Genomic DNA, 13,784 nt, shown 5'->3' with positions numbered 1-13,784 from the left:
CGGGGCGGCGGCCGAGCCGGCGGGCGATCTCGGCAGCGCTCCGGCGGCCGTCGTGGCAGAGCGCTTCCACCAGGGGTGCGTCCCGGCGCACCGGACGGGGCTGTCCCTGCGGCCCCGGGCGCGGGGAGGTCGGCCGCAAGCGCGCCTGCTGGCGGGCGTCGAGCGCGTCCAGCCGCCACCGGCTGCCCTCCCAGTGCAGCGTCGACGCAACATGCGTGCGGCACCGCACCACCCCTGGGGTCCGCGGGAGGTCGTCCAGCACCAGGCGCGAGAGCGCGGCCTGGTCGGGCACCATCACCGTCAGGAACAGGTCGGGGTCACCCGCGGTCTCCTCCACCGACACCGCGCGCGGGTCGCCGCACAGCACCTCGCGTACGCCGTGCCGGTGCGGCGCCTCCACGTCCACCTCGACGAACGCCAGACGCAGGTCCTCGGCGGTTCCGGTCGGGTAGGCGCTCATCCACGCCACTCCCTGCTCGCGCAGGCGTTCCCACCGTGCCGCAGCGGTCGCCGGTCCCACGCCCAGCGTTCGGGCGATCTCGGTCCAGGTCGCACGCGGTGCGATCTGCAGGGCGTGCACCAGGGCGCGGTCCCGTTCCTCCAGCGGACCTTGCACGGAAACCCTCCTCGGTCGCCGCTCGATGATCGAATCGTCCAGAACCCACCATCGTTCTTCTCGTGTTCGGAAAATACCCGGTGACCCGTTTCCTTCGATGACTCAGGTCACACAGGGAGAACAGCGAATGACGACGTACGACGACTCAGCGGAGCTGGGCGACGACCTGGTCGCCCTCCGTCACGACCTGCACCGGCACCCCGAGATCGGGCTCGACCTGCCCCGGACCCAGGAGCGTGTCCTGCGCTCCCTCGACGGTCTGCCTCTGGAGACCTCCACCGGGACCGGGTGCTCCTCGGTCACCGGGGTGATGCGCGGGGGAGATGCGCCACCGGTCCTGCTGCGCGCCGACATGGACGCTCTGCCCGTGCAGGAACGCACCGGCCTCGAGTACGCCTCCCGCGTCGACGGCGCCATGCACGCCTGCGGCCACGACCTGCACACCGCGATGCTGGTCGGCGCCGCCCGCCTGCTCGCCGACCGCCGCGGCGAACTCCCGGGTGACGTCGTGTTCATGTTCCAGCCGGGGGAGGAGGGCTGGGACGGCGCCGGCCTCATGCTGGAGGAAGGCGTCCTGGAGGCTGCCGGCCCCTGTGTGGGCGCAGCCTTCGGGATGCACGTCTTCTCCGCGGTCCTGCCGCACGGACACCTCGCCACCCGGCCGGGCCCGATCCTGGCCGCCCAGGACGAAGTGCGCGTGACCGTCCGCGGCTCCGGCGGGCACGGTTCCACCCCGCACCGTGCCAAGGACCCGGTCACCGCGGTCAGCCAGATGATCGTGTCCCTGCAGACCATGATGACCAGGGAGTTCGACGTGCTCGACCCAGCGGTGCTCTCCGTCGGGTCGCTGCACTCGGGGGCGGCCGCCAACGTCATCCCGGACACCGCGAGCTTCGCGGCCACCGTCCGAACCTTCTCCGACGCCACACGCGACCGCCTCCTGAGCACACTGCCGCGTCTGGTCCACGGCATCGCCTCCGCCCACGGTGTCGAGGTCGATGTCGAGGTCCTGCCCGGCTACCCCGTCACCGTCACCGACCATGGCGAGACCGCGTTCGCCGCCGGCACCGCAGTGGGCCTGTTCGGGGGCGAGCGGCACCACACCCTCGAGAAGCCGCTCATGGGCTCGGAGGACTTCTCCAGGGTCATGCAGGCGGTACCCGGCAGTTTCATCGGCCTGGGCGCCGCACCGGTCGGCGCCGACCTCGAACAGGCCCCCTTCAACCACTCGCCGCTGGCCGTGTTCGATGACGGCGTGCTGCCGGTCGGTGCCGCCCTGTACGCCGAGCTGGCCCTGCGCCGCTTCGCAGCGGCCACCTCCCCCTCCGGGGCCGCCGGAGCCGAGGGGGCGGACCGATGAGCACCGCGAGCACCACCGACGTCCCCCTCCGGGTGCGCCGCAAGGCCGTGTTCGCCGCGTCCCTGGGCAACTTCATCGAGTGGTTCGAGTTCACTCTCTACGGGTTCTTCGCCGCGATCATCGCGCTGAACTTCTTCACCTTCGACGGCGGAGAGTCCTCGCTCGTGGCCACGTTCGCCGCCTTCGGGGTCTCCTTCGTCTTCCGCCCCCTGGGTGCGATCGTCTTCGCCCACTTCGGCGACCGCACGGGACGGCGTACCACGCTCTCGGTGGCCGTGATCAGCATGTCACTGGCCACGTTCGCCATCGGTGTCACCCCGAGCTACGAGACCGCGGGCGTGCTCGCACCGGTGCTGTTGGTCCTTGCCCGGCTGGTGCAGGGCTTCTCCGCAGGCGGGGAGTTCGGCGGCGCCACCTCGTACATGGTCGAGTACGCGCCGAGAGGCCGCCGGGCCTTCTACGGCAGCTGGCAGTTCTTCACCCAGCTCCTCGCGGGTCTGTGCGCCGCCTGTACGGGCGCGGGGCTGAGTGCGGTGCTGACCGAGGTCGACCTGGTCGAGTGGGGCTGGAGGATCCCGTTCGTGCTCACCCTGCCGCTCGGGCTGATCGGCCTCTACCTGCGACTCAAGCTGGACGAGACCCCGGAGTTCACCGAACGCCGACGGACCCCTCAGCCGAAGGCGGTCGGGAGTGCTCCGATCCTGGTGGCTCTGGGCGACCACTGGCGCATCCTGGCCTCGATCATCGGCTTGATGATCACCGGGACGACGATGTTCTACATGATGCAGGCTTTCTGGCCCGCGTTCCTGGTCGAAGAGGTCGGGATGCGTCTCGCGGACATGTACGGGGCGATGATCGTGGGCATCTGCGCGAACCTGGCCCTCATCCCGCTGTGGGCGGTGCTCTCCGACCGCATCGGGCGGCGCAAACCCTTCCTCGTGGCGACCCCGGTGCTGCTCCTGATCGTGGCCGCGCCCGTGTACTGGTTGCTGCTCCAGGGCGAGTTCGCCACGGCGGTGATGGGTTACCTCCTCGTGGCTCTGGCAGGCTCGCCGATGATGGGGGTCCTGGCCACAGCGATGGCCGACTCCTTCCCCACTGCGGTGCGCTACAGCGGGCTGTCGCTGGCCTACAGCCTGGCGGTCTCGATCTTCGGCGGCTTCACCCCGCTCGTGCTCTCCGCGATGGTCGAGGGCACCGGGAACCTGATGAGCCCGGCCTATTACCTCATGGCCACAGCGGTCGTCTCGACCGTGGCGGCGGCGCTCTTCGGGGAGCCGGCCCTGGGCCCGGAACCAGCATCCGAACCGGATCGTGTACCGGCCGACTGAGCTCAGCTCTTGGGGCTCTCCGGCCCCTGGTCGAGGGGCGCGAGCAGGCTCCGTAGCAACGCGGCGAGCTGTTCGCGGTCCTCGGTCTCCATGGGGGTGAGCAGCCCCTCCTCGTAGCTGACGAGGGAGGCCAGCGCGGCGTCGATGCGTTCGGCCCCCTTGTCGGTCAGCCGCACGAGCACCCCGCGCTTGTCGGCGGGGTCGGGACGGCGGCGCACGAACCCGGCCGCGGCGAGGCGGTCCACCCGGTTGGTCATGGTGCCGGAGGTGACCAGGGTGGCGCGCAGCAGCCGGCCGGGGCTGAGCTCGTAGGGCGGGCCGGAACGCCGCAGTTCCGCCAACACGTCGAACTCCCACGGTTCGATGGCGTGCTCGGTGAAGACGGTGCGGCGGGCACGGTCAAGGTGCCGGGACAGACGCGAGACACGGCTGAAGACCTCCAGCGGCCGCACGTCGACGTCCGGACGCTGGGTCCGCCACGCCTCGATCAACCCATCCACCTCATCGCGCATGGGTACCAGCCTATCTCTTGACATCAAGATAGTGGGGCGGGTATGCGAAGTGCACACCCGCCCCACGAGGCTTCCGTCCCCAGGTTCAGCGCTTCGAACGCCGTTCCTTGGTCTCCAGTTGCGGTTTGGACTCCAGGCTGGACAGCCCGTTCCAGGCCAGGTTGACCAGGTGGGCGGCCACCACCTCGCGGCGGGGTTTGCGCACCTCGAGCCACCACTGGCCGGTCAGGGCCCACATGCCCACCAGTGCCTGCGCGTACATCGGAGCCAGGGCGGGGTCGTAACCGCGCTCCTCGAACTCGGCCACCATGATGTGCTCGACCTGGCTGGCGATGTCGTTGATGAGGCTGGCGAAGCTGCCCGTCCCCGAGGCCACGTGGGAGTCGCGGGTCAGGACCCGGAACCCGGTGGTGTTCTCCTCGACGTAACGAAGCAGCGCCAGCGCTGCCTTCTCGATCTTGCTGCGGGCGTGATCGGCGGTCAGGGCCTCGCCCATCATGTCCAGCAGGGTGCGCATCTCACGGTCCACCACAACCGCGTAGATGCCCTCCTTGCCGCCGAAGTGCTCGTAGACCACGGGCTTGGACACACCGGCACGCGCAGCGATCTCCTCGACGGAACTCGCGTCGTAGCCGCGCTCGGCGAACAGCTCGCGCCCGATCTCGAGCAGCTGTTGCCGACGCTCCTTGCCCGTCATGCGCTTGCGGCGCACGCGGACCTTCTGATCGCTGTCGGCTGCTCCCATGATGGCTACCGATCCTAGACCGTCACGCGCTTGGCGGCGAGTCGTTCCTTGTTGGGCCAGCGGACCTTGGTGGCCCAGCCGAATTTCTCGAAGATCCAGATGAGACGGGCCGAGATGTCGATCTGGCCCTTGAGGACACCGTGCCGCGCGCAGGTCGGGTCGGCGTGGTGCAGGTTGTGCCAGGACTCCCCGAAGGAGGGGATGGCGAGCCACCACACGTTGCGGGAGCGGTCGCGGACCTCGAAGTTCTCCTCGCCGATGGTGTGGCAGATGGAGTTGATGGACCACGTCACGTGGTGCAGCAGGGCCACGCGCACCAGGCTCGCCCAGAAGAACGCGGTGAAGGCGCCCCACAGGGACATGGTGACCAGGCCGCCGATGAGTGCCGGCGCGAAGAGGGAGAAGAGCACGATCGGCAGGAAGAGCCGGTCGATGAGGACGATGTCCTTGTCCTTGAGCAGGTCGGGGGCGAACCGACGCGGCGAGGTCTTCTTGTCGTCCAGGTACATCCACGCCATGTGTGCGTAGTAGAGGCCCTTGGCGACGGACTTCCAGTCGTCGCCGAAGCGCCACGGCGAGTGCGGGTCGCCCTCGGCGTCGGCGTACTTGTGGTGGCGCCGGTGGTCGGCCACCCACTTGATGACGCTGCCCTCGATCGCCATGGAGCCGGCGATCGCCAAGGCGATCTTGAGCGGCCGCTTGGCGCGGAAGGAACCGTGGGTGAACAGGCGGTGGTAGCCGACGGTGATGCCCAGACCGCTGATCAGGTAGAAGACCGAGGCGATCGCGATGTCGACGAAGGTGAGCCCCCAGCCCCAGAAGAAGGGGACGGACGCCAGGAGGGCGATGAGCGGGGTGAACACGAACGCGAAGACGGTGTAGCGCTCCGCTTTGCCCCGGGGCTCGGGCTCGTACTCGGGGATCGGTTCGCGCTTCTTCTTGGTTTCGCTGGTCGGGATGTCAGGAGCAGCGGTCATGGTTCAGAAGTACCTCGTTGCGGGGGCCGGTAGACGGTGTTTTCCCAGTTCGGGACGGTGTCAGGCCGGGCAGGCCCAGCCCCTCGCGGCGTCCCAACCTATACCTACGTAACCGTAACCTACGTAGGCGTAGGCTTGGCAAGCCCCCGTGAAGACGCGCTATGTTTGATCCGGAGCAGACGGATGTGGCGACTTCTCGCCCGCCGCTTTCCCGGATGATGTAATGGCAGCATGTGGGGTTTTGGTCCCTATCGTCCAGGTTCGAGTCCTGGTCCGGGAGCTGGGAAGGCCGCCGCCCCGAGTGCGGGCACCGGCGGTACTGCCGACGCGGCCCATCTCACACAGCGCACGGCGAGCGCCCCGCGACGGGCGCGGGCGGCTCCGACCCCCCTTCCACCGGGCGTGACGCCCGCTGGGGCGGATGTGACGCGCATGTATCCTTCCCATGTTGGCCGCAGGTCTCGACGGCCGCCCGTGCGGCACCCGCGGGTCGCGCGCCGCCGAAGGGTGAGCCGACACTTCAACCGCCAGCTATCACGAGGGGTCTCCTTCTGTGAGCGTGAACCGACCGGCTGCCGTCATAGTCCTCGCAGCGGGCGAGGGCACCCGTATGAAGTCGAAACTTCCCAAGGTCCTCCACGAGATCGGCGGCCGCAGCATGCTCGGCCACGTCGTCGCGGCGGCCCGGGACGTCGACCCGAAGCATTCGGTCGTCGTGGTCGGCCACGCACGTGATCAGGTCCGTGAACACCTGGCGCGGGTGGCCCCCGGGGTCGACACCGCCGTCCAGGAGGAGCAGAACGGTACCGGCCACGCGGTGCGCATGGCGGTCGAGCACCTTGCAGAGACCGGAGCCGACCTCTCCGGAACCATCGTCCTGACCTGTGGGGACACCCCGCTCCTGCGCGGTGGGACCCTGAGCGAGCTGGTCGCCGCCCACCAGAGCGAGAGCAACGCGGTGACCGTGCTGTCCGCGCGCGTTCCCGACGCCCACGGCTACGGCCGCATCGTGCGCGACGCCGACGGCTCGGTGACCGGCATCGTCGAACACGCAGACGCCTCCGAGGACGAGCGCGCGATCGACGAGATCAACTCCGGCATGTACGCCTTCGACGGCTCTCTGCTGGCCAAGGTCGTGCAGCGCCTGTCCACCGACAACGCCAAGGGCGAGGAATACATCACCGACGCCCTGTCGATCCTGCGCGGCGACGGCCACAGGGTCGGCGCCTGGGCCGCCGACGACCGGCACGAGGTCCAGGGCGTCAACGACCGGGTCCAGCTCGCCGAGGCCCGCCGCCTGCTCAACGAGCGGGTGGTCGAGCAGCACATGCGCGCCGGGGTCACCGTGGTGGACCCCGCCACCACGTGGGTCGACGTCCAGGTGCGCATCGGTGCCGACACCGTCGTCGAGCCGGGCTGCCGGCTCATGGGAGAGACCGCCATCGGTGAGGACGCCCTCGTGGGGCCCCGAGCCGTTCTCACCGACACGACCGTCGGTGACGGCGCCGAGGTCCGGGAGACCACTGCCGACCGGGCCGAGATCGGGCCCGGGGCCGGCGTGGGCCCCTACACCTACCTCCGGCCGGGTACCAGCCTGGCCGAGCGGACCAAGGCCGGTGCCTTCGTCGAGGTCAAGAACGCGACGATCGGCACCGGCTCCAAGGTTCCGCATCTGACCTACGTGGGAGACGCCGACATCGGTGTGAGCAGCAACATCGGCTGCTCCTCGGTGTTCGTCAACTACGACGGGGTCAACAAGTCCCGGAGCACCATCGGCGACCACGTGCGTATCGGCAGCGACAACACGATCGTCGCCCCGGTGCATGTGGGCGACGGAGCCTACTCCGGCGCGGGGAGCGTCGTTCGCGAGGACGTCCCGCCCGGGGCACTGGCGGTTTCCGAAGGGCACCGACAGCGCAACATCGAGGGTTGGACCCAGCGCAAGCGGCCCGGGACGGCCGCCGCGGACGCGGCGGACCAAGCGGATCGGCACAGAGCCGACGACAACCAGCAGTGAGTGTGGGGGAAAACACGTGACCGGGATGAAGGCCACCGGCCAGAAACAATTGATGCTCTTCTCGGGGCGCACGCACCCGGCCCTGGCCGAGGAGGTGGCGAAGGAACTGGGGATCGACGTGGTTCCCACCCGGTTCGACACCTTCGCCAACAGTGAGATCTTCGTCCGTTACCTGGAGTCGGTGCGCGGCAGTGACGCCTTCGTCCTCCAGACCCATGCGGACCCGGTCAACGAGTCGATCATGGAACACCTGATCATGGTCGATGCGCTCAAGCGGGCCTCCGCCAAGCGCATCACCGTGGTCACCCCGTTCTTGGGCTACGCGCGCCAGGACAAGAAGCACCGCGGGCGCGAGCCCATCTCGGCCCGCCTGATGACCGACCTGTTCCGTACCGCGGGCGCGGACCGGATGATGGCAGTGGACCTGCACACCGACCAGATCCAGGGCTTCTTCAACGGCCCGGTGGATCACCTGTTCGCCCTGCCGATCCTGGCGGACTACGTCGGCGGTCAGCTGGACCTGTCGGACATCACGGTGGTCTCCCCGGACGCCGGCCGTGTGCGCACCGCCGACCGCTGGGCCGACCGTCTGGGGTCGCCCCTGGCCATCATCCACAAGCGCCGTGACCCGGACGTGGCCAACCAGGTCAAGGTCCACGAGGTCGTCGGTGAGGTCGAGGGCCGCACCTGTGTGCTGGTCGACGACATGATCGACACCGGTGGAACCCTGGTCAAGGCCGCCGAGGCCCTCTTCGAGCAGGGGGCGAGCAAGGTCGTGGCCGCTGCCACCCACGGTGTGCTGTCCGGTCCGGCCGCCGAGCGCCTGCAGAACTCGCGGATCTCCGAGGTGATCGTCACCAACTCGCTGCCGATCCCGGAGGAGCGTTCCTTCGAGAAGCTCACGCAGCTCTCGATCGCCCCGCTCGTTGCCCGCGCCGTCAGTGAGGTCTTCACCGACGGTTCCGTCACGAGCCTGTTCGAGTAACCTCTCCCGGAGAGGATCGAGCCACCCCCCGAGCAGGCGTCGCCACACACCGTCTCCGGCGGGCGTCCCCCTCATGGGAGCCCGCCGGTGGGTGTGTACGGAGTCGTCGGTGAAGCCAGTAGACTTGGCCGAGTGTCCCCGTGTCCAGCGGAGCCCGTTCGGGCTGCGCGGTGAAGCGCGGGCAGGGGTGCGCGACGAGCGTTCCCGGGCCGGACGGGTCCGGTGACGGCTCGCCGGGCACGCCTGGAACCAGGGTGGTCGTGTCCCCCGGACGGGGTGACCCCGCCGTATCCCCGCCGCGGCGGGATTCGTTCGTACTACTGGAGTCGTGTTCCCCGTGCTGCGGGGTTGAACCCGAGGAGTTTTGTCGTGTCCGAGGTACGTATCGCTGCCGAGCCCCGCACGGAATTCGGCAAGGGCGCCGCTCGTCGCGTCCGCCGCGCGGGCAAGGTGCCGGCCGTCCTCTACGGCCACGGCACCGAGCCCCGCCACCTGAACCTGCCGGGCCACGAGCTCATGCTCGCCCTGAAGACCCCGAACGTCCTGATGCGTATCGACGGCGTGGGCAAGGACAACCTCGCCCTGCCCAAGAGCGTTCAGCGTGACGCCATCAAGGGCTTCGTGGAGCACGTCGACCTGCTGGTCGTCGCCAAGGGCGAGAAGGTCGAGGTCGAGATCCCCGTGACCGTGACGGGTGAGGTCCAGACCCCGGGTGTGCTCAACCAGGAGCTCGTCGCCGTGGCCGTCGAGGCCGAGGCCACCCACATCCCCGAGGGCGTCGAGATCGACGTCGAGGGCCTGGAGTCCGGCGAGATCCGGACCGCGGGTGACCTGAAGCTGCCCGCCGGCACCACGCTGGTGACCGACGCCGAGACCACCGTTCTGACGGTCTACACGCCGCAGACCGAGGACGAGGCCGCCGAGGAGGAGGCCGCCGAGGAGGAGGCCGCCGCCGAGGGCGAGTCCGCTTCCGAGGGGCAGGCCGAGGGCGAGAAGGCCGAGGCCGCCGAGTAGGGCGCCTGCACCAACGCACGACGCGCGGTTCCGGCTTCCGGGGCCGCGCGTTCGTCGTAGGGTCGGGTTCCATGAAGCGCCTGCTGGAAGCACTGGGGATCAGGAAGACCGAAGACATGACCGAGCGCTGGCTGGTGGTGGGGTTGGGAAACCCCGGGCCGAAGTACGCCGGGAACCGGCACAACGCCGGGTTCATGGTGGTGGACGCCCTGGCGGCCGCCGAGAACGAGCGGTTCAAGGCGCACCGGTCCAACGCCGAGATCGCCGAGACCCGCCTGGACGGGGTTCCGGCGATCCTGGTCAAGCCGCGCACGTTCATGAACCTGTCGGGCGGCCCGGTGGCGTCGCTGGCGCGGTTCTACAAGATCCCGTCCGAGCGCACCGTCGTGGTGCACGACGAGATGGATGTGGACTACGGGGCTCTCAAGCTGAAGAAGGGCGGCGGCTCGGGAGGCCACAACGGTCTCAAGTCCCTCACCGCCTCCCTGCCCGGCCCCGACTACCTGCGTGTGCGCTTCGGTGTGGGCCGCCCGCCCGGCCGGATGGACCCGGCTGCCTACGTGCTGCGTGACTTCGCCTCCCCCGAGCGGGCGGAGCTCGACCTCAACGTGGAGCGGGCCGCCGACGCGGTCCGGACGATCCTCACCGACGGCCTGGCCAAGGCGCAGAACATCTTCCACACGGCCGCTTGAACCGATCTGTGCGCGGCGTCAGCCGGAGGACCGCAGGGTCTCCCGGAGGGCGCCGTAAGCGGGTTTCGGCTTCAGGTCGTCGTCCATGATCGCGCCCGCACCCTTGCCGGGGAAGGTGCTCGGGATCCACGAGTACCGGTCGGTGTAGCCCCAGACGGTGAAGGACGTACAGCTGTCGGCGTTCAGGCACGCCTGCAGGGCGCGTGCGTAGAAGTCGGCCTGTTCCGAGAGCTGTTCCTCGGTGCCCCCGTCGCCCTCGCCGGATGTCTCCACACGCACGTCGACCTCACTGAGCGCCGTCCGCAGGCCGAGGTCGCCGAACCGGTCGAGGTTCTCCTCCATGCTCTCCGGGTAGCCGGCGGCGGGGGTCAGGTGCGCCTGCACCGAGAGCCCGTGCACCGGGACCCCGTCGGCGAGCAGCTCCCTGACGAGGTCGAGGTAGGCGTCGCTCTTGTCGTTGACGTCCTCGATGCTGTAGTCGTTCAGGAACAGCTCGGCCTCCGGGTCGGCGGCGTGCGCCCATCGGAAGACGTCGGAGATCACCTCCGGGCCGAGTTCGCGCAGCCAGATGTTTTCCTCGGTGCGCAGCCGACTGTCGTCGTCGATGAGCTCGTTCCCCACGTCCCACTGGTGGATCCTGCCCTTGTAGCGGCCCACGACCGTGGTGACGTGCTCGTGCAGGATCTGTCTGAGCTCCTGCTCGCTGTAATCGCCCTCTTCCAACCAGTCCGGGTTCTGCTGGTGCCAGAGCAGGGCGTGCCCGCGCACCTCCTGGTCCTTGCGGGCGGCGAATTCCACGATCCGGTCCGCGAGGGAGAAGTCGTACGTGTCCTCGGACGGGCGCAGCTCGGACCACTTCATCCGGTTCTCCGGTGTGAGGGAGTCGAACTCCTGGCCGAGGAGGGCGGTGTAGGCCTTGTCGTGGGTGAAGGGGTCGGGGTGGTCCTCGGCGTCGAGGTGGCCGCCGCCCGCGACGGAGCTCCCGATGTGGAATCCCTGCGGGGCGCTGTCCCGCAGGGTGAGGTCCGCCTCCCCGGCCGCTCCGGGGGCGAGCGGTAAGAGGGCGAGGGCCAGAGCGGTGGCGGTGATCGAGGTGGCCTGGCGTCGCTTCGGCATGGGTGCCTCTCGAATCGTCTACCCGGTGGACGGGCCGACCGGGCTCTTGGTGTCGATATGGCCAGATTCCTCCGCTTTGCTGGACCCACCCGCGCAACAGGCCGGTACTTGGGGCGATTTTTCAACTACTTTCAGTTACTGTTCTCTGCGTCGAACGTGTCTGTGGCCGGGGGTTGCCCCCCGAGGGTCGGTTGCCGGTTCCGTACCATGGGGACCGGAACGGGCGCGTTCGAGGGTGTGCGGGTCGGCGGAGGTTCCGGACCGTGTTGGGAGGATTCGGGCCGTCCGGACCCGCGTACGTGGAAAACTGGGCGCCGACGCCAGGCCTCCACCGCCAGTGGACGACGTGGCCGGCGATGACCAACCGTGGGGCGGGAGCAGACGAGTCGGTGAAGAGCATCCGGAACGATCATGAGGTGGCCCGTGACCTCGCGGGCGAGGCGGGACAGCTGCTGCTGCGCCTGCGCGCCCGGCACGGCTTCGACGAGCCCGAGGTGCTGCGGACGCTGGGGGACCGCACGTCGCACGAGTTCCTGTTCTCCGCGCTCGGGCGTCTGCGCCCGAGTGACGCGGTGCTGTCCGAGGAGGGTGTGGACGACGAGGCGCGGCTGAGCTCCCGGCGGGTGTGGATCATCGACCCGCTCGACGGAACGCGCGAGTTCGCCGAGCCCGGCCGCACCGACTGGGCCGTGCACGTGGCTCTGTGGGAGAACGGCGAGCTGGTCGCCGGTGCGGTCGCCCTGCCCGCGCAGGGCAGCACGCTCTCCACGGTCGACCCGCCGTGGCTTCCCGAGGAGCGCCCCTCCGACCAGCGCCTGCGCATCACTGCGAGTCGCACACGGCCGCCGGAGTTCGTACAGCGCATGGCCAACCAGCTCGGCGCCGAGGTCGTGCCGATGGGCTCGGCCGGTGCGAAGATCTGCGCGGTCCTGCTCGGTGTGGCCGACATCTACGTGCACTCCGGCGGACAGTACGAGTGGGACAGTGCAGCGCCTGTCGCAGTGGCGGGTGCGGCCGGTCTGCATGCCTCCCGTGTCGACGGTTCCGAGCTGCGTTACAACCGGGCGGACCCCCGGCTCCCGGATATCCTTGTATGTCGATCGGAATTGTCGGGTATGTTGTTGGCAAGCATCCGCGACGGCGCGGATCTGGACAACGCCGGGCCGCACGCGGGGGGCTGACCCGTACGCCCCACCGCCGTCGGCCAAGTCGGTACACGAAGGCGGATTCATGGGTCAGGCGAGTCAGCAGGCACCCGGGCGTCACCAGCTGTCCCAGCTGGACGTCCTGGAGGCCGAAGCCATCTTCATCATGCGCGAGGTCGCTGCCGAGTTCGAGCGACCCGTGCTGCTCTTCTCCGGGGGCAAGGACTCCATCGTGATGCTCCGCCTCGCGGAGAAGGCCTTCTGGCCCGGGGCCGTGCCGTTCCCCGTCATGCACGTGGACACCGGGCACAACTTCCCCGAGGTCATCGAGTTCCGGGATCGTCGCATCGCGGAGGCGGGGGTACGCCTGGTCGTTGCCTCCGTCCAGGAGCAGATCGACGCGGGCAAGGTCAGTGAGCCCACCGGCCGCTGGGCCAGCCGCAACCGCCTGCAGACCTCCGCGCTGCTGGAGGCGATCGAGGACAACCAGTTCGACGCCGCGTTCGGCGGCGCACGACGCGACGAGGAGAAGGCCCGCGCCAAGGAGCGCGTCTTCTCCTTCCGCGACGAGTTCGGTCAGTGGGACCCGAAGAACCAGCGCCCCGAACTCTGGAGCGTGTTCAACACCCGCATCGAACGCGACGAGCACATCCGGGTCTTCCCCATCTCCAACTGGACCGAGCTCGACGTGTGGGCCTACATCAAGCGGGAGGGGCTCGAACTGCCGTCCATCTACTTCGCACACGAGCGCGAGGTCTTCGAGCGCGACGGGATCCTGCTCTCCGACTCGCCCATCATCAACCGGGGCGAGGGCGAGGACGTGTTCACCGAGACCGTCCGCTACCGCACCGTCGGCGACCTCACCTGCACCGGTGCGGTCAAGTCCGATGCCGTGGAGATCGACGACATCATCACCGAGATCGCGGCGACCCGGCTCACCGAACGGGGCCAGACCCGGGCCGACGACCGCGCGAGCGAGGCGGCCATGGAGGACCGCAAGCGCGAGGGCTACTTCTGACCTTCGGGCCGCCGCTCCGCTCCGGCCCACCCGTCACCGTCGACGGGCGCCCGGAGGCGCGGTTCTTCCGCGGGCGGGCGGTGCCAGAAGGCACGCACTCGGTTTCTCCGCGGTCGTCCTCGTTCCTGCAGGGCCCGCTCGGGTGCCTCCGGAGCGTGCCGACGCCCGAACGGTGGCCCCGTCGGGACGAGCTCCACGCCCCTCGGCGCTCCACTCCTACGGCCCGCGCCCACATCATCAGTCCCCTTCGCACACA

Annotated in this window: 13 protein-coding genes; 8 read left to right on the top strand and 5 right to left on the bottom strand. The window is 69.4% G+C overall.

Translation table 11 applies throughout. The annotated features are described in order from the left end of the window. The coding region (locus D474_RS0111450; RefSeq protein ID WP_017613709.1) for an Lrp/AsnC family transcriptional regulator at positions 1–616 on the bottom strand (616 nt) is incomplete at its 3' end. Positions 617–743: 127 nt separating this feature from the next. On the opposite strand from D474_RS0111450, the gene D474_RS0111445 reads away from it, so the two are divergent. Beyond that, positions 744–1,976: a M20 metallopeptidase family protein gene (locus D474_RS0111445; protein WP_017613708.1), complete on the top strand. Its 1,233-nt coding sequence runs from the start codon at positions 744–746 to the stop codon at positions 1,974–1,976. Then, positions 1,973–3,307 (top strand): MFS transporter, encoded by a 1,335-nt coding sequence (locus tag D474_RS0111440; RefSeq protein WP_017613707.1) that lies wholly within the window; start codon positions 1,973–1,975, stop codon positions 3,305–3,307. Before D474_RS0111445 ends, D474_RS0111440 begins: the two co-directional genes overlap by 4 nt. Positions 3,308–3,309: 2 nt before the next feature. Here the strand turns inward: D474_RS0111440 and D474_RS0111435 are convergent, their stop codons facing one another. The 3 genes from D474_RS0111435 to D474_RS0111425 form a co-directional block, all read right to left on the bottom strand. Continuing rightward, entirely contained in the window at positions 3,310–3,819 is a 510-nt protein-coding gene (locus D474_RS0111435) for a MarR family winged helix-turn-helix transcriptional regulator (protein ID WP_026118396.1), read from the bottom strand. A gap of 85 nt (positions 3,820–3,904) precedes the next feature. Then, entirely contained in the window at positions 3,905–4,564 is a 660-nt protein-coding gene (locus D474_RS0111430; RefSeq protein ID WP_017613705.1) for a TetR/AcrR family transcriptional regulator, read from the bottom strand. Positions 4,565–4,578: 14 nt separating this feature from the next. Next, complete coding sequence (locus D474_RS0111425; protein ID WP_017613704.1) at positions 4,579–5,541, bottom strand: acyl-CoA desaturase; 963 nt, start codon at positions 5,539–5,541, stop codon at positions 4,579–4,581. Positions 5,542–6,094: 553 nt separating this feature from the next. Here D474_RS0111425 and glmU point away from each other — a divergent pair. The 4 genes from glmU to pth all read left to right on the top strand — a co-directional run bounded on the left by glmU (position 6,095) and on the right by pth (position 10,249). Continuing rightward, positions 6,095–7,558, top strand: coding sequence for a bifunctional UDP-N-acetylglucosamine diphosphorylase/glucosamine-1-phosphate N-acetyltransferase GlmU (glmU, locus tag D474_RS0111420; protein WP_026118395.1), 1,464 nt, complete (start codon positions 6,095–6,097; stop codon positions 7,556–7,558). 16 nt (positions 7,559–7,574) lie between these two features. Continuing rightward, positions 7,575–8,543: a ribose-phosphate diphosphokinase gene (locus tag D474_RS0111415; RefSeq protein WP_017613702.1), complete on the top strand. Its 969-nt coding sequence runs from the start codon at positions 7,575–7,577 to the stop codon at positions 8,541–8,543. 369 nt (positions 8,544–8,912) lie between these two features. Beyond that, positions 8,913–9,557: a 50S ribosomal protein L25/general stress protein Ctc gene (locus tag D474_RS0111410; protein WP_017613701.1), complete on the top strand. Its 645-nt coding sequence runs from the start codon at positions 8,913–8,915 to the stop codon at positions 9,555–9,557. A 71-nt stretch (positions 9,558–9,628) separates the two neighbouring features. Continuing rightward, on the top strand, positions 9,629–10,249 hold the full coding sequence (pth, locus tag D474_RS0111405; RefSeq protein WP_017613700.1) for an aminoacyl-tRNA hydrolase: 621 nt from the start codon (positions 9,629–9,631) through the stop codon (positions 10,247–10,249). A gap of 18 nt (positions 10,250–10,267) precedes the next feature. On the opposite strand, the gene D474_RS0111400 is transcribed toward pth, so the two are convergent. Next, a complete protein-coding gene (locus tag D474_RS0111400; protein WP_017613699.1) occupies positions 10,268–11,365 on the bottom strand; it encodes an endo-1,4-beta-xylanase in 1,098 nt (365 codons plus the stop codon). Between the two features lie 356 nt (positions 11,366–11,721). Between D474_RS0111400 and D474_RS0111395 the strand changes: the two genes are divergently transcribed. Next, positions 11,722–12,546, top strand: a complete 825-nt coding sequence (locus D474_RS0111395; protein ID WP_017613698.1) for a 3'(2'),5'-bisphosphate nucleotidase CysQ — start codon at positions 11,722–11,724, stop codon at positions 12,544–12,546. 49 nt (positions 12,547–12,595) lie between these two features. Further along, entirely contained in the window at positions 12,596–13,528 is a 933-nt protein-coding gene (gene cysD / locus D474_RS0111390; protein ID WP_017613697.1) for a sulfate adenylyltransferase subunit CysD, read from the top strand. Positions 13,529–13,784 lie beyond the last annotated feature (256 nt).

It is taken from the genome of Nocardiopsis salina YIM 90010 (assembly GCF_000341025.1).
Classification (GTDB): domain Bacteria; phylum Actinomycetota; class Actinomycetes; order Streptosporangiales; family Streptosporangiaceae; genus Nocardiopsis; species Nocardiopsis salina.
The sequence above is the reverse complement of the archived record's forward strand: the minus strand, read 5'-3'. Positions and strand labels throughout refer to the sequence as shown.